Source organism: Spirochaeta isovalerica, from assembly GCF_014207565.1.
Classification (GTDB): Bacteria; Spirochaetota; Spirochaetia; order DSM-2461; family DSM-2461; genus Spirochaeta_F; species Spirochaeta_F isovalerica.
Genome location: NZ_JACHGJ010000002.1, coordinates 141,439 through 157,174 on the forward strand (window position 1 = coordinate 141,439; position 15,736 = coordinate 157,174).

18 protein-coding genes are annotated in these 15,736 nt (G+C 48.7%); 15 read left to right on the forward strand and 3 right to left on the reverse strand.

All coding sequences use genetic code 11. The features are described from left to right. Nucleotides 1-17 precede the first annotated feature (17 nt). On the reverse strand, nt 18-917 hold the full coding sequence (gene era, locus HNR50_RS05560) for a GTPase Era (protein WP_246433894.1): 900 nt from the start codon (nt 915-917) through the stop codon (nt 18-20). Between the two features lie 158 nt (nt 918-1,075). On the opposite strand from era, the gene HNR50_RS05565 reads away from it, so the two are divergent. The 3 genes from HNR50_RS05565 to HNR50_RS05575 all read left to right on the forward strand — a co-directional run bounded on the left by HNR50_RS05565 (nt 1,076) and on the right by HNR50_RS05575 (nt 3,459). Next, complete coding sequence (locus HNR50_RS05565) at nt 1,076-1,675, forward strand: ATP-dependent Clp protease proteolytic subunit (RefSeq protein WP_184744724.1); 600 nt, start codon at nt 1,076-1,078, stop codon at nt 1,673-1,675. A gap of 120 nt (nt 1,676-1,795) precedes the next feature. Further along, on the forward strand, nt 1,796-2,851 hold the full coding sequence (locus HNR50_RS05570; RefSeq protein WP_184744726.1) for an endonuclease/exonuclease/phosphatase family protein: 1,056 nt from the start codon (nt 1,796-1,798) through the stop codon (nt 2,849-2,851). An 8-nt stretch (nt 2,852-2,859) separates the two neighbouring features. Further along, nucleotides 2,860-3,459 (forward strand): hypothetical protein, encoded by a 600-nt coding sequence (locus HNR50_RS05575; RefSeq protein ID WP_184744728.1) that lies wholly within the window; start codon nt 2,860-2,862, stop codon nt 3,457-3,459. On the opposite strand, the gene rmuC is transcribed toward HNR50_RS05575, so the two are convergent. Further along, on the reverse strand, nt 3,456-4,301 hold the full coding sequence (gene rmuC / locus HNR50_RS05580; RefSeq protein ID WP_184744730.1) for a DNA recombination protein RmuC: 846 nt from the start codon (nt 4,299-4,301) through the stop codon (nt 3,456-3,458). The genes HNR50_RS05575 and rmuC overlap by 4 nt on opposite strands. A gap of 47 nt (nt 4,302-4,348) precedes the next feature. On the opposite strand from rmuC, the gene HNR50_RS05585 reads away from it, so the two are divergent. Genes HNR50_RS05585 through HNR50_RS05625 form a run of 9 tightly spaced genes read left to right on the forward strand, consistent with a single transcriptional unit; the run spans nt 4,349 to nt 13,463 of the window. Beyond that, nucleotides 4,349-5,623, forward strand: coding sequence for a bifunctional ornithine acetyltransferase/N-acetylglutamate synthase (locus HNR50_RS05585; protein WP_184744732.1), 1,275 nt, complete (start codon nt 4,349-4,351; stop codon nt 5,621-5,623). A 60-nt stretch (nt 5,624-5,683) separates the two neighbouring features. Next, the gene (locus HNR50_RS05590; RefSeq protein ID WP_184744734.1) at nt 5,684-6,664 is read left to right on the forward strand and encodes an AAA family ATPase; all 981 of its coding nucleotides are present in this window, start codon (nt 5,684-5,686) and stop codon (nt 6,662-6,664) included. Continuing rightward, nucleotides 6,661-7,539: a DUF58 domain-containing protein gene (locus HNR50_RS05595; RefSeq protein ID WP_184744736.1), complete on the forward strand. Its 879-nt coding sequence runs from the start codon at nt 6,661-6,663 to the stop codon at nt 7,537-7,539. Before HNR50_RS05590 ends, HNR50_RS05595 begins: the two co-directional genes overlap by 4 nt. Further along, nucleotides 7,536-8,420: a hypothetical protein gene (locus HNR50_RS05600; RefSeq protein WP_184744738.1), complete on the forward strand. Its 885-nt coding sequence runs from the start codon at nt 7,536-7,538 to the stop codon at nt 8,418-8,420. The genes HNR50_RS05595 and HNR50_RS05600 overlap by 4 nt, the downstream gene beginning before the upstream one ends. Further along, nucleotides 8,407-9,408 carry a VWA domain-containing protein gene (locus HNR50_RS05605; RefSeq protein ID WP_184744739.1) on the forward strand — a complete coding sequence of 334 codons (1,002 nt, stop codon included), beginning with the start codon at nt 8,407-8,409 and terminating at the stop codon, nt 9,406-9,408. The genes HNR50_RS05600 and HNR50_RS05605 overlap by 14 nt, the downstream gene beginning before the upstream one ends. Then, complete coding sequence (locus HNR50_RS05610) at nt 9,405-10,394, forward strand: VWA domain-containing protein (protein ID WP_184744741.1); 990 nt, start codon at nt 9,405-9,407, stop codon at nt 10,392-10,394. Before HNR50_RS05605 ends, HNR50_RS05610 begins: the two co-directional genes overlap by 4 nt. Next, nucleotides 10,376-10,969 (forward strand): tetratricopeptide repeat protein, encoded by a 594-nt coding sequence (locus HNR50_RS05615; RefSeq protein ID WP_184744743.1) that lies wholly within the window; start codon nt 10,376-10,378, stop codon nt 10,967-10,969. Before HNR50_RS05610 ends, HNR50_RS05615 begins: the two co-directional genes overlap by 19 nt. Further along, the gene (locus HNR50_RS05620) at nt 10,921-12,981 is read left to right on the forward strand and encodes an SH3 domain-containing protein (RefSeq protein WP_184744745.1); all 2,061 of its coding nucleotides are present in this window, start codon (nt 10,921-10,923) and stop codon (nt 12,979-12,981) included. The genes HNR50_RS05615 and HNR50_RS05620 overlap by 49 nt, the downstream gene beginning before the upstream one ends. Next, the gene (locus HNR50_RS05625; protein ID WP_184744747.1) at nt 12,981-13,463 is read left to right on the forward strand and encodes a Smr/MutS family protein; all 483 of its coding nucleotides are present in this window, start codon (nt 12,981-12,983) and stop codon (nt 13,461-13,463) included. The genes HNR50_RS05620 and HNR50_RS05625 overlap by 1 nt, the downstream gene beginning before the upstream one ends. Here HNR50_RS05625 and infA read toward each other — a convergent pair. Continuing rightward, nucleotides 13,448-13,666: a translation initiation factor IF-1 gene (infA, locus tag HNR50_RS05630; protein ID WP_184744749.1), complete on the reverse strand. Its 219-nt coding sequence runs from the start codon at nt 13,664-13,666 to the stop codon at nt 13,448-13,450. The two genes, HNR50_RS05625 and infA, sit on opposite strands and share 16 nt — an antisense overlap. A 135-nt stretch (nt 13,667-13,801) precedes the next feature. On the opposite strand from infA, the gene HNR50_RS05635 reads away from it, so the two are divergent. From HNR50_RS05635 to HNR50_RS05645, 3 genes are all read left to right on the forward strand, one after another. Then, complete coding sequence (locus HNR50_RS05635) at nt 13,802-14,158, forward strand: TraR/DksA family transcriptional regulator (RefSeq protein WP_184744751.1); 357 nt, start codon at nt 13,802-13,804, stop codon at nt 14,156-14,158. Nucleotides 14,159-14,224: 66 nt separating this feature from the next. Further along, on the forward strand, nt 14,225-14,605 hold the full coding sequence (locus HNR50_RS05640; protein ID WP_184744753.1) for a hypothetical protein: 381 nt from the start codon (nt 14,225-14,227) through the stop codon (nt 14,603-14,605). 6 nt (nt 14,606-14,611) lie between these two features. Beyond that, entirely contained in the window at nt 14,612-15,730 is a 1,119-nt protein-coding gene (locus HNR50_RS05645) for a hypothetical protein (RefSeq protein WP_184744755.1), read from the forward strand. Nucleotides 15,731-15,736: the final 6 nt, after the last annotated feature.

Here is a 15,736-nt window from a genome sequence, read left to right on the forward strand (position 1 = left end):
TGAGTCCGTCCTTGATGTTACTTGATCATGCCTTTGAGAAGGTAGTCTTTGGTCCGCCATTTCGGGTTGACTTTCACTCTCAGGTCCAGCTGTATTTTATAGGGAAAAATCTTATTCAGTTCGCTCACCGCTTCGCGGCGGATCTGTTTGATCTGGTCTCCGCCTTTGCCGATGACCATACCTTTCTGCGATTCCTTTTCCACGGTTACGAAAGCTCTGACCCATAGTTTCTGTTTATCCCCTTCGCCTTTCATCTCCATATCGGATATTTCCACATAGGTGGCGTGGGGGATCTCCTGGGAGAGTTTGCTGATGGCTTTTTCCCTGATGATTTCGGCGATACGGAACTCAGGTTCCTGATCGGTGTAAAAATCATCGGGATACATGGGAGGTCCTTCGGGAGCGGCTTTGAAGATGGCTTCCTTGAGCTCGTCGATGCCCTCTTTTTTCAGGGCTGATGTTTCAATAATCGACTCGGGATGGACATTCACTATCAGAAAGGCGCGGATGTCCTTCTTATACTGGGAGTTGCTGTCGCATTTGTTCAGGACGACGACAAGCGGTTTGCCGCTTGCGGTAAGCATATCGATCAGTTCCTGTTCTTCTTTTCCCATGGGGCGGGTCGAATCGACCACATAGACGACCAGCTCGCATTCGTCCAGCGATGAGTTGACGACTCCCATCATATAATTGTTGTATTTTCGGTCGGAATTGTGATATCCCGGCGTATCCAGAAAGACCAGCTGGCCTCTTTCCTCGGTGAGGATTCCCCGGATCTTGTTTCTCGTCGTCTGAGGTACCGACGCTGTAATGGATACTTTTTCTCCGCAAAGGGCGTTGAGGAGAGTGGATTTGCCTGCCGAAGGGCGGCCGATGATCGCTGCGAAAGCCGATTTCATTCTTATTTTACCTGCCAATAACTGAATCTCTCTTTAATTATAAAGCTCAGTCTATATAAAATTTCTTTTTTCCTGTATTTTATAGTATCTTTACAATTAATAATACCTGAGACAGGGCCGAAGCGGGCTTTTGCCGAACCGGCAGTCCAGGATAATAACGAGCAGGAGTTTTTTAAATGATCAGAAGATATGGAGATGATGACAACAAAGAGGGAAAAAACGATGAGCAGCCCGATATGCTCATGCAGAAAATGCTCAAAACCAGAACCATCCTTCTGTCCGGAGAAGTCAACAAAGCTCTGGCGGAAAAAGTTGTCAGACAGCTTCTGCTTCTCGAAGCTGACGGAGACGATCCCATTAAAGTATTCATCGATTCCCCCGGAGGAGATGCCGATGCGGGATACGCTATTTTCGATATGATCCGCTTCATTAAACCGGAAGTATACACAATCGGTATGGGGCTTGTGGCCAGCGCCGGGGCGCTCATTCTTCTGGCCGCACCCAAAGAGAGACGTCTCGCTTTCCCCAACTCCCACTATATGATTCATCAGCCTTTGAGCGGAATCCGCGGAGTGGCCACGGAAATCGAGATCCATGCGACGGAGATCGAAAAGCTCCGTGTGAAGCTGAACAAACTGATTTCCGATGAAACGGGAAAGAACCTGGAACAGGTGGAAAAGGATACGGACAGAGATTTCTGGATGAACGGAGAAGAAGCTCTGAGCTACGGTCTTGTAAGCAAGATTGTAGCCAGCCGAAGCGATATGCCTGTATAAGCAAAAAAACATCGTGAAAAGAAGAGCTGTTGTATAAGTCTGAAAAGACTTAAGCGACGGCTCTTTTTTTTTCTCTTTTAAAAGCGGCGGGGATATTTCCTCTGTATATAAAGCATGAAAATGAAGTTTCCGGCACTGCTTGCTTTATCCGTCATTCTCTTTTTCTCATGCGCAGCCTGCTCCCTTCCCTTCGGTGACGATCCGGCTCCTTCTGAGCTCTCCATTCTCTCCTGGAATGTTCAGAACCTTTTCGATGATGTTTCCGATGGAGGGGAGTATGAGGAATTCGATCCGGCTGAGGGAACCTGGACTTCGGCTATGTTTCAGAAGAGACTGGACCGCATCGGCGAAATCTTTGATGATGTTCTCGAATCCTATCCCGATATTGTCCTTCTTCAGGAGATTGAGAATCTTCATGCTCTCCAAATCCTCGGCGAGGATATTCTCAAAGACCGATACCCCTGGCTGATTCTCTTCGAAGAAGAGGATATGTCGGTTCATACAGCCGTTCTTTCTTCTGTTCCCGTGACCTCGACGGCAAGGCTGGAAACAGGCTACTGGGGACGGGTCCGTCTGCGGCCGATTCAGGAAATCCATTTTGATCTGAACGGCCGGGAGATGATACTCTTCAATAATCACTGGAAATCCCGCTCCGGCGGTTCGGCGGCAACGGAAGAGGGCCGAATCTCTGCGGCGGAAGTCCTTGTCAGCCGGATACGCTCTATTGTGCGGGACAATCCCGATGCCCTGATTCTGGCGGGCGGAGATTTCAATGAAAATCACGATGAATACAAAAAAAACGGTCGGGCTTACCGCACAGCGCTGATTCCGGTAATAGAAGATGTTCCGGAAGAGTGGTCCGGTTCTCTCTATCTCTGCTCTGACGGCAGGGATGCGATCAGTACGGAAATGAGGCTTGTTCTTTATTCTCCCTGGTTTGATTCATCCCGTGCGGGAACATATGTCTATAAATCGCAATGGAATAAAATCGATCACTTCTTTCTCTGGAAGAGTTTATTCGATGGAAGGGATTATGATTTTGCTGAGTTCGATGTTATCAGGGATGTCCCTCTTCTTAATGAATACAATTATCCGGCAAGGTGGGATTCCTATTCCGAAGAGGGATATTCCGATCATCTGCCCATTCTGTTGAAGATACAAAATAATGATATATAATTAGCGGCATGAGATATATGCCCCTTGTTTTTCTATTGCTGCTGCCTGTTTCTCTTTTCGCCTATACCGAACCCTATACGGAGTATACGGAAAATCATTTTTATATCACGACCGGCGAGATAGACTTTGATCTAGATGTCTGGGAAGTGGGTACGGTCCTTCTCAAGTACAACGATTATTCAAAATGGGCCTTTGTGGGCATGCAGGGGGTCGACAAGGAATCGGAAGGTCTGATCGCATATTTTACAGATGTCAGATATTCGGCTCAGGAGAATCTTTTTTACGTCACTTTCGATCTCAACCTGATCTGGCCTTTCGGTAAAAAGGGGAGCGTGATCAGATTCCGCCCGGTTCAGAGTTTCGACGATGAAGGACGGTTGAGGTCAATCTCCCTGAACCCCATGCTCGGGAATAAAATGGTGCACAGCGCCATCATGTTGTTTGAACTAAGGGAAACTCCTTCGGGATCGTCGCTGCGCTATGAATCGAGAATCCGCCTGGCTCCCTTTCTGGATTTCTTTTTTTCTCTCCGCTCATACAAGAAGAACTTCGAGTGGTATGTCTTTAAAATGACCAGAAACCTGACCGAATATCTGAACGGCCTTTAATCGTCGGGCCGCTCCATTCTCTCAATGGCACTGTCCATGGAGGACAGTCTGACAGAAGAATCGTCCCAGATTTTCTGAAGGTTTTTTAAATGGGTCGTCCCCACATCGTACTGCCGCTTCAGCTGATTGAAGTCCTCCCGCAGCCTGTGGAGGCGGTCCATAATGATTTTCTGCTGTTTGCTGAAGTTCAGGCCCCTCAAGCCATAAGCGACTGTCTGCAGGTAAATGAACATATTGGAGGGGCTGACCGGGAGAACGCCTCTTTTCAGGATCTCCCGCATAAACTCGCCCTCATCTTCGATAAAGACTTTGTAATAGATTTTTTCAGAGGGAATGTACATCAGAGCGAATTGCATGGTTCCCTCTTCGGGCATTATATATCGTGTGGATATGTCGTCGCAGTGTTTATAGAAAACCCGCTTTGCCGAGGTGCTTAGTCCTGCGGCATCATTGTCGACCAGTTCCTTCAGGCTTTCCAGCGGAAATTTGGAGTCGACGGGAACCAGGAATTTACCAAGCCGTATGACCGCATCAACCCTGGTTCCGTTTGAGAATTTGTATTGCATTTTATAGCTGCCCGCCGGAAGCCAGTTTTGGAGAAGAGTTTCCAGCATGGTTTCGCCGGCGGCTCCCCTGATGTGGGGCAGGGTGAATATCCGGGAGAGGCTGTCGACCTTCCCGGCCATATCCTCGATCCTGTCCAGTCGTCGGGAAATGGAGTCGAATGTTTCAAATAAACTGTTTTCCGGACTCTTTTTTCCTCTTATCAGGAGAATAATGATTATAGCCAGAAAAAGAAGCGAAGCTCCCATGGCGGGGTAAAGCAGGATTTGCAGATTCATGGACATATGATAGACCATTTTTTTTATTTTCGCTATGATTGCGGATTATGGAAGAATTCACAAATCAAGAGGAATATGCGGCGGTTCTCCAGAGCAGAGGGGTTCTCCCGGAGGGGTTTTCCACATCTGTTCAGGATCTGGAGTTTTTTCCCGCTGAAAGGGAAACGGCGCAGCCCATGAAGATGAAGCTGACGCTGATTGAAGCCGATGAACCCGTTGCGGCTTTTGCCGGTGTTTTCACCCGCAACGCTTTTCCCGGTCATCCCGTTACTATCGGGAGGGACTTGCTCTCCTCGGAAAAAGTTTCCGGTGTCATCATCAATAACCGCATTTCCAATGTCCGATGTGAAAAAGGGCGCGAAACAGCCCTGGCCATAACTTCCGCCCTTCGTGAACTCAGAGGGCGTGAATATCCCTACTTTCCTTCATCGACGGGAATTATAGGATGGAAACTGCCGGAGAAGGAGATTCTTGAGAACCTTTCTCCCCTGGCGGAAAAACTGACCGGTGGTAATATATTTCCGGCGGCGCAGTCAATCATGACGACCGACGCTTTTCCGAAAGTCCGTTCCGTAGAGCTTGGAGATGGCCGGATCTGCGCCATTGCCAAAGGCGCGGGTATGATCGAACCCAATATGGCGACCATGCTGGTCTTCATTCTCACCGATCTGGATGTGAGCCGCGAAGATCTCAGAGATATGTTCCCTGAAATCATAGACAGCAGTTTCAATAGAATCTCCGTCGACAGCGACCAGAGCACCAGCGATACAGCTCTGATTTTCTCATCGACGCGGAAGAGCTGTCCGTCGGTTAAAGCTTTCAGAAAAGCCCTTCAGGAGGTCTGCTCGAAGCTGGCAGAAGATGTGGTCAGAAACGGCGAGGGAACCTCTCATGTCATCCGCGTTACCGTTGAAGGCGCGGCGGATGATAAGGAAGCCTGCGAACTGGGCAAAAACCTGATCAACTCACCTCTTTCAAAAGCCGCCGTTTTCGGAAATGACCCCAATGTGGGACGGTTCATCCAGGCTATGGGAGATTATTACGGGAACAGAGGCATGGCCGTCGATCCCGAATCGGTAACCATGGAACTGGGCGGGGAAACCATTTACCGGAACGGTTTTTTTACCCTCGATGAGGAAAAAGAGGTTAAATTAAGTAACTATATGAAGGACTGTTCATTTATTAACAGTGAGGGCTTTCCTCCCCATGAACGGTCTGTCGAGCTGAAAATCACTTTGAAAAGGGGAATCGGACGTTCCTCTGTTCTCGGTTCGGACCTGACATATGAATACGTCCGGGAAAACGCAGATTACAGAACGTGACGTTCACTTATCCTGCATAGAACAAAAGACTCAGCGAGTCTGACATTATAAGAGGCATACATGGAAAACAGGGATCTTGAAAGAAGAGTTAATGACGCTAAAAAACTTCTCGCCGAAGTGAAGCAGGAAGTGGGCCGGAAAATCGTCGGTCAGGAAGCCATGGTAGACGGTCTCCTTATGGGGATTATCGCCAGCGGCCACGTGCTTGTTGAAGGTGTTCCCGGTCTGGCGAAAACTCTCGCGGTCCGCACCCTCGCCGAAGCCCTGACTATAGATTTTAAAAGAATTCAGTTCACTCCCGACCTTCTTCCCGCCGACCTGACCGGTACTATGATTTACCGGCAGCAGACAGGGGAATTCGTCGCCCGGAAGGGACCGGTTTTCTCCAATATCATTCTGGCGGACGAGATCAACAGGGCCCCTGCTAAAGTGCAGGCGGCTCTTCTGGAGTCCATGGCGGAAAAACAGGTTACCATCGGCGACAATACCTATAAGCTCCCCAACCCCTTTTTCGTTCTGGCAACTCAGAACCCCATCGAACAGGAGGGTACTTATCAGCTTCCCGAAGCGCAGCTTGACCGTTTTGTCATGAAACTGAAAATCAATTACCCGACTGCGGGGGAAGAGCTGGAAATCCTCAAGCGCATGGGCAGCGAAAAGGACATCGCCATCAGAAGCGTCCTCAATTCCATTACTATCGATCAGCTGCGCCGCGCCGCCGAATCCATTACGGTCGATGAAAGAATTGAGAAATACATTGTATCCATCGTTACCGCTTCCAGGGCCAATGATCAGAAGCACCTCTCTTTTGCCCGTTATATCGAATACGGGGCATCTCCCAGAGCGACTATCTATCTCTACCGGTGCGCCCGGGTCAAAGCCCTTTTCGAGGGGCGGACTTTCGTTCTTCCCGAAGATGTGAAAGGTGTGGCCTACGATGTCCTCCGGCACCGCATTGTTCTCTCCTATGAAGCCCAGGCGGAAGAAATGTCCACCGATGACGTTATCAGAGATATTCTGGCGGCGGTTTCCGTTCCGTGACAGAAAACAGGGATCTCTCGAAAAAAGTCAAGCAGCTCCATCTCGTATCCGGAAAGCTCGTGGAAAGCTTTTTCGCGGGAAATTACCGTTCCGTTTTCAAAGGGCCCGGACTGGAGTTTGATGAGGTCCGCGAATACATAGCGGGAGACGACACCCGTTTTATAGACTGGAACGTTTCATCGCGTATGGGCTCGCCCTATACCAAAACGTTCCGTGAGGAGAGAGAGGTCGTCCTTCAGGTCCTCATCGACATTTCCGCTTCCCTCGGGACAGGCGCCGGAACGGTGAGCAAGCAGGATACGGCGGGGATGATCTTCGCCCTCCTGGCTTTTGCAGCCGTGGCGAACAACGACCGCGTGGGCTCTCTCCTTTTTTCCGATAGAATCGAGAAGCAGGTTCAGCCCATGAAAGGGAAGAAACACGTTTTGAAACAGATTTCCCAGGTTCTTTCCTTCAAGCCCGAAGGCGCCGGATCCGATCTTTCCCTGGCTTTCCGGACGACCGCGGAAACCATGAAAAGGCGGGGGATCTGTCTTATCATCTCCGACTTCCGGGCCGCTTCCTACTGGAGCGAACTGACTGTCCTTTCCCATAGGCATGATGTCATCGCCATCCGGGTGACCGATCCCGTAGACAGGCAGTATCCTGTCAGCGGACTGGTTGAGCTGCAGGATCCGGAGACGGGAGAAACAATCCTCGGTTACGGACGGTCTCCCCGGTTCCGTGAAGAGTATGCTGAATTCTGGGAAATCGAAAGGCTTAACTGGCTCAACGGTTGCCGGCGGATCGGCGTGGACACGCTGGAGATCAGCACGGAAGATGATGTGGCTGTCAAACTTATGGAATATTTTAACAGGAGAAACAAGCGGCAATGATCTTTCGTTACAAGTCTTCTCTCCTGGTTCTTTTCATATGTCTGATACCAATGGCTGTTCTGTCCGGACAGGCCGAAGTAACCCGTTCAGTGTTTGTTCCTCCGGAATACTACATCGGAGACCCTGTGGAGCTGCGGCTGCAGATAGAGCTAGACAGCTTTGAAGTCCTGATGGAACCACTCAATTATGAAGAGCCTGAATGGGTTGAAATTCGCAATATAGATATATCCCAGGATAGACGGACAGCTGAAATCAGCATTAAATTCACCAGTTTCAGCCCCGGGACGAGAGCTCTTCCCGATCTCAATTTCGGACCATTCACACTCAGTGATTTTAAAATTTATACGAAATCTCTCGTTGAAGAGGGGGAGAGCGATCTGCGGGGCTTAAGGCCTCAGGTCATGATTCCCGGTTCGCGGCTCACATTCTTTCTTCTCATACTTGCCGTGTTTGTCCTGCCCTATCTGCTTTACTTCCTCATAAGGCTCCTGGTGCGCTATATTATCGTTCTTATCCGGAAATACCATTCTGCAAGGCCGTTCCGGGCTCTCAACAGGACTTTGAAAAAGCTCGATGCGGGACTTGAAAAGATGGGTGTCCGCGATTTTTATATCGCCCTGACCGACTCTCTCCGGATCTACCTTTCCGCACGGACGGGCTTTGACTGTCTGTCCGCGACGACAAGCGAAATCGCCAGGTTTCATGGCTTCGGTCTCGACCAGACCTTGTGGGATCGCATGGTTTCCGTTTTAAAGCAGGGGGACATGGTCAAGTTTGCCGGGGAAACTCTTTCAAAGGAAGAGATGAAGGAAAATCTCGATTTCGTACTGAGTCTCTGTCAGGAGATTGAGAAGAGGGAGGATTTCCATGTTGACCTTTGAAACGCCTCAGTATCTTCTGCTTCTGCTGCTGCTCCCTCCGGCTGTCTATCTCAGACATTTCAGAAAGGGGCGGGGTGCTGTTCTCTCTTTCCCTTTCCGCGTATGGAGAGGGCATGGGTTCTATCCCCGGCAGATCGGCCTTAAAGGTGTTCTTTTTCTCTTTTCCCTGTTTTTCTGGATTGGAGTAGCCCTGCTTATTGTTTCTCTCGGCGGCCCTTCTTTGAGCCGGCATGAAAAGCTCTTTCTTTCCCGGGGAGTCGATATCATGATTGTTTTCGACCAGTCCCCCAGTATGGCCGGAAAGGATTTTCCGCCTGTAAACCGATTTGAAACGGCCCGCGAGATGACTTCTCACTTTATAGCCGGACGGGAAAACGACCCTATCGGAATTGTCAGTTTCGGTACAGACGCGGTTCTCCGCGTACCTCCGACCCTCGATTATGAACTTCTCAACAAACGGCTCAGCGAATTGAAAATAATGGAGATGGGAGACGGAACCGCCATAGGCATGGGGCTCGCGGTTGCGGCGCTTCATCTCTCTACCAGCCAGGCGGATGAGAAGATCATCATTCTCCTCACAGACGGAGAGAACAATTCCGGGGAAATCCAGCCGGAAACCTCGGCGTCCATCGCCAGCAAGCTCGGGATCCGCATTTACACGATCGGAATCGGCACGACCGGAGAAGTTTCCGCGGAATTCACCGATCCCGAAACAGGTTCTGTTTACTCCGCTACTCTGATGAGCCGCTTCGATGAATCCATGCTGCAAAAAATAGCCGATGAGACAGGTGGCCGGTATTTTCACGCTGTCAGTCCGGGGACTCTTGAAGCGGTGTTTCAGACAATAGATTCCCTTGAGTCTGTTGAAAGGCTCGTGAAAATGCAGGTTGTATTCGAACCGCTGCACTATTTATTCATTCTGGCAGGTTTTTTACTGATAATGCTTGAGTTTACCGTTAGAAAAGCCTTTTTCAGGGAGATATTATGAAGATTAATAATCCCCAGGCTGTATATCTGCTCCTTCTTCTTATCCCGCTTTTCATTTCAGCGGCTTTACGCTACCGCTCGGGAAGCCGTCAGCTTCTCAGGTTGGGCGGCGAGTGGAGAAAGAAAAAAATCCTTGACCTGTATCTGGTGAAATTTTTCTTTTCAACAGCCATGCTGGTACTCTTCGTCGGGGCTGTCACTCTTTCCCTTATGGGAATCATCTGGGGGCAGAAACCCGTTCACGAAGAGAAAAAGGGAATTGATGTGGCTTTTGTCATTGATATTTCCAGAAGCATGCTGGCGGAAGATCTCTTTCCCTCCCGTCTGGACAAAGCGGTGGATCTCGTTAGAACGACTATGAAAAACCTTAAAGGCAGCCGGTTCAGCATAACCGTGTTCAAAGGAAATGCCGTCGTCGCCGTTCCTCTGACGGAAGATACGATTTCAATTGAAACTTTTTTGAGCAGCATCAGCCCCGCCATGCTCTCGAGCAAAGGAACCAATCCCGAAGCGGGGATCGTCAAGGCTGTCAATTCCTTCCCTCCCGGTATTGGCCATAATGGTGCTGTGGTGCTCATCACTGACGGCGATGTTCTGGAAGGGAATCTTATGAGAGGCGCCGAACTGGCGTCAACGAGGAATATTCCTCTTTTCGCCATAGGGGCGGGAAGTGTCGAGGGAGTTCCCATAATACTCAATGACGGATCGGTCATCAGAGACCTTTCGGGTAACACGGTTATTTCTTCACTGGATAGAGATATTCTGGTCAAGGCCGCGGAAAGAACCGGCGGTGAGTATTTTGATCTCTCTTCGCCTTCTGTATCCTCCAATCTGAATGAAGCCGTGCGCGCCGTTAATGATTTTTCAGACCGGAAAGGAATAAGGTTCCGCAATATCGAACATTTCCGGTTTTTTGTTATTCTGGCTCTGGTTTTTATCATGCTGCATTTTCTTATAAGGGGGGTTAAATGGAAAAAAGACTTCTGAAAGGTCTGTTCCTCCTTTCTTTCATTTTGTTTTTCAGCTCCTGCAACGGTCTGGAACCGGGGCTTTCCGTTCTGACCGGCAATTACAACTATCAGGTTGGAGAATTTCAGCAGGCTACGATTAATTACGTCACCGGACTGGAAAGCGGACGCTTCTCAGAATGGATTTACTATAATATGGGCAATGTTTATTTTTCTCTCGGAGAAGGCGGAGCCGCCCTTGAAGTCTGGAAAAACGTGGATAGCGCTGAAGACCGCATCCTCCGCTACAGACTGAATTTCAATAAAGGGGTCCTTTTCTATCAGCTCGGAAGATATGATGAAGCTTACAATCTCTTTAAAGAGGCGCTGAGGTCCGATCCGGCCAGCATCGATGCCAAGATCAATCTGGAACTGACCCTGGGCAAACTGGCCGCTCCCGCAGCTCAGAACGGGAACAGCGGGAACACCGCCGAGAAAAATGAAGCTGTCAATCCGGCTGAGACGCAGAGAATGCTTGAGTACATCAGAAGAAAGGAGGGGCAATTGTGGTTTTCATCGGAAAAAGACAAAGAGAACTATCAGGAAGACTGGTAATTTTACTTTCTGCTATTCTCCTGATAAGCTCCCTTCTTAATGCCCAGGATAATGCGCAGGAAGAGGATGAACCCCGTATTACCGTGGAAGTCTCTCCGGAAAAGATTATCGTCGGACAGAGGTTTGACCTGACTATTTTCGGGGACTTTCCTTCATACCGCACTGTCAAAATAAAGGAACCGGAGCTTCCCGACGGCATCAGTCTGGCCGGCGGTCCCTATAAGAGCGCCCAGACAATTCGTGTAGGTGAAGTGGGCGACGCCCGTTACATTAAAAAAACCCGTGTCTACTACAAGTTCAAGGTGGATAAACCGGGTATTTATACTATGGGGAGTTTTTCTCTCAGCGATGGAGAAAACACCCTTGTGACAGAACCGGTCACTTTTCCCGCGGTCGCTTTTGACGAGAGGAATTTCAAATATCCCGTATTTGCCTCCTGGTACTCTCTGCCCGACGAAGTCATGGTCGGGGAATCGATCCCGCTCATTCTTGAAATGCAGAACCTTGAATCTCTGACCTTTCCCGACAATGTGAAAATGGATCCGCCGGCCGGCGGGATGTTCGAACGGGTCAATTCCCTGGGCGAGATAACGGTGATGGAAATCGGGGAGGATGAGGTCTATATAGCGCCGATTGATTCCTGGCTCTATACACCGACGGCTCCCGGCAGGATAAAAATACCTGCGGCTTCCGTCGTAATGGGGAATATTACCAGATCGACATCTTCCCATTATATCAATGTAGTGCCGACTCCTCAGGAAATAGTGGCGACCGGAGCTATCGGAGCCTTCTCGCTGTCTGTCGATATGGAAAACCTGCCTCCGGACAAAGGAAAAGTATCTGTTCTGAGAATACTTATCGAAGGGGACGGGAATCTCAATTACCTGATAATGCCCCAGCCGGAGTTCTCCGGAATGACGCTTATCGATAAAGAGGAATTGAGCGATTATGTCCCTTCCCGGTCGGGCTACAGTGGATACAGGGAGGATGTCTACAGGCTGCAGGTGGGCGATGAGCCGGAGATTTCTATCGTCATTCCTCCCTGGAACTGGTTCAACCGCGACTCCGGAACCGTTGAAACTGAAAACACTGACCCTTTCAGGTTCAGCAATCAAGTGATTTCCGGCCGTGAAGAAAACCTGTCCTTTGCCGATAGATTCTCCATGCTGGGCATCGAGGATGTTTCCAATCAGCGCAGGGCTTTTTATAATATCCCCCTGTATTATCTTCTCCTTCTGCCGGGGCTTATTTCTATACTTGCCGCTTTGATAAGAAAACGTTATGACGCCCGCATAGGCGCCTTTTTCCTTCTCTTCGCGGTTCTTGTTTCATCTTCTTCCGTGACTCTCCCTCTGTGGGGCGATAAGCTTCAGAAAGCCCGGCAATTATTTGAAGAGGAAAAATTTACCGAAGCGGACGATATTTACAGTGAGTTGATCTCCGGCAATGAAGAGAATTCTGCCCTTTACTATAATCGGGCCATCATCCAGTATAATCTCGATGAGCCCGGACGCACTGTGTACTTGCTTCGCAAAGCTCTCAACCTCAAGCCGGGAAGCCGTCTTTATCAGAATGCGCTGGCTGCGGTCGAAGAGGAATACGGGCTCGAACGGCAAGTGAGGGCAACCTCGGGATTATCTCCTGATCTGTTTTTTCTTCTTTTCATTCTTTTGTTTAATGGTGGGGCGCTTGTCATATCCTTTAATATCAGAAAACGGAAAATGGAACTGACGATTCTTATAATCATGGTTTTCTTTCTTTCCCTTATCTCTTTGGCAATAGTCGGCTATTCTCATTATGTTTCCCGTACAGATGCGGCTGTCGTTAACGCCGAAGAAGGAGAACTCAAGAAAGTTCCGGGAAATTCCGGCGGATCCTGGCTGACTCTGCAGGAAGGTACGACCGTGTTTGTTCTCTCCCGTTCCGATGATTCTCTGCTGATCAGAACCGGCTACGGTCTGGAAGGATGGATCGAAAAGTCGTCACTCCTCTTTTTAAACAGGGAGGAATAATGGATTTCGGGGATATTCTCAAGGATTGGGAGAAGAACGGAGAAAAAAAGCCGAAAAACAAGAAAGAAACTGTCAGGAAATCTGTAAAAAGCGAACATCCCATGGAGTCTCTTCTCAAACAGTACGCTCCCGATCAGGAAGTTGTAGGTTCGAAAAAGGAAGATAAGCCTCAGATCAACAAGGTTTCCCGTGAGAAAATGAGACGTCGGAAAGCTGATTCGGTACTCGACCTCCACGGCATGACAACCGAAGAGGCCCGCATTGCCCTTAACCGTTTTATCAGACGCAGCTATTCAACCGGTGCGAGAAAAATTCTAATTATTCACGGTAAGGGTAATCATACGAAGGGAGAGGCGGTACTGAAACCGCTGGTCAGATCCATTCTGGAAATGTCTCCCTATATCGGCGATACGGGTACGCCGGAAAGGCGGGACGGAGGGAGCGGCGCAACCTGGGCGGTTGTCCGTCAGCGCTCCCTGTAAATAATTCTTCCTCTTGTGAGGTCGTAAGGGGAAAGGGCGACTCTGACTTTGTCTCCCGGCACGATTCTGATGTAATGCTTTCTCATCTTTCCTGAGAGATGGGCAAGTATAAGGTGGCCGTTTTTAAGCTCCACTTTAAAGAGTGTGTTGGGAAGAGATTCCTTAACCACGCCTTCTACTTCAATAGCTTCTTCTTTTGCCAAAAAAAACTCCTGCGGCTTTATGTTTTCTCCGCAAATAGTAAGTTATCTTCAATTGATTTGTCAACAGCTTGACATTTTGGGGAAAAATAATATATTTAATGCCTAAATTATGACTTGAACGTAAGGGGTCCGTTTATGGATGAGGAATTTGTTTCCAGAATGCGTCAGGTGCTGCTTGATTCGAAAGCTGGCATCCTGAAAACATTGATGCATGAAAGTGAAGACTTCAGAGCTGCTGTTGAAGACATGGGCGTCAAGGATCTGGGAGACGTTGCTTCGAACGATATCGACTGCCGAACCCTTGAAGTTATCGGACATCAGGATAAACTCCGTCTAAGCCAGGTCGAGGCCGCGCTGGTCAGGCTGGAGAACGGAAAATACGGTGTCTGTGCAAAATGCAACAAAAAGATTTCCAGAGAAAGGCTTGAAGCCATTCCCTATGCTGTTTTTTGTATTCAGTGTAAAACGGCATCAGAGGGGAGACGTCATTAAAATACATTAAAAAATAATTGTAAGGTCATCATCTCTGTTTCCGATAATAAAACTGGAGGAACGGAGATGAGACTTAACGGAAGCGGATTTAATCTGGGATACAGTCAGGTTGCCACTGCTCAGAGAACCGGCATAGGTCTGCCAGTATCGAGCAATTCCGTCATTTACTCATATTACAAACATGTTCACGGCTACTCGGCCGGAGAAAATTCTCCCACGGTTCCCATATCCAAAATACGAATACTGAATAATCTTATAGAAAATCTCTCCCGCCTGAAGGGCGATGCCTCCCTTAAAAACTCAATTTCCGGAGCCGATAAGATGTCTTCAGAAGCTGTCGGCCGTCTTATCGATTCCTATTCAAAAGAGCTGCATCGCGTAGTTTCCGCGGCCCAGACCGGTTTTAACGTTTCAGAAACCGGTATGGTTGTCTCTTTAACTGCCTGATAGTTTATGCCCGCCCTATATGTTTTAATCCTTATACCTCTTCTTTTTTATATTATATTACCCCTTATCGGAGCTTTTCGCGTCAGATCGGTCTGGAGACAGTTCAGGCTGACAATGATTAATGCGTCGCTCTTTCCCATCTGCACTTACGGGGAGATAATCGGAGACAGAAAAGAAGGCTATTTCAGATTTTTCGGAGAAATCGAATCCATACAATCCCGAAAGCTTTTATGGGTCAAAAACAAAAACATGACAATGACCGTTAAAATGGAGCACTGTTTTGTTTATCTCATCCCTTCGGAAAAAAAGATGAATTCCCAGATGCCTACCAAACTGTCGTGGAACCGGGTTTTTTCCATAGCCGAGGGAACAGCTGTATATATAAGCGGCGAAGTGCGGGAAGAAGACGGAAGGCTTCTGTTTGCCGGGGACAGAAAAAATCCGCTGACGGTTATAATTTATGACGGTGAAGAGAGTTCTCTGCTGGAACGGAGCATAAGCTGCGGCCGGCAGAAAAATGAATACTGGAATTTTCTGACTCCCTGGTCAATAGCCATTGGGGGAATTCTCTCTCTTGTTCTGTTAAATATGATGATCCAGGCCAATGTTCCGGCAGAATTCCTCATCGGGGGAATTCTTGTGGCGGCTCTCCCTATTCTTCCTTTTCTCCCTCCCGGGCTGTTTTTCTTTTTCCTCTATACAGCTTTCTGGAGGCGGGGTCGCAATTGCCGGGCGGACAGGGATCTGATCGCACTGCCCCTTCGTTTTGAAGATCGAAACATCTTTGCAAGAGAATACCGCCATATCCGCTTCGGGTCCGGGCAGCCTTTTATGCCTGTTGAGCCCGGATATAAAGTCAGAGGCATCCATTATCCCGGAAAAGAGAAAAAAACTCTCTGGGACCATTCTCTCTTCGGAGCGGAGATTCAAAAGGAAAGCGGATCTTTTATCGGTCGGCCTTTGGATCCGATGAAGGAATTTCTGTTGATAGAAGACGAACCGCGCTCTCTCATCATGCGGTCTACGGCAAAGGCTTTTCTTTTCGAAATTCTCGCCATGACGAGTATTCTTTCCGCTCTGACAATCAATATCTGGTTGATTATTCTGATCTTTCAATCTCTATAGAAATAA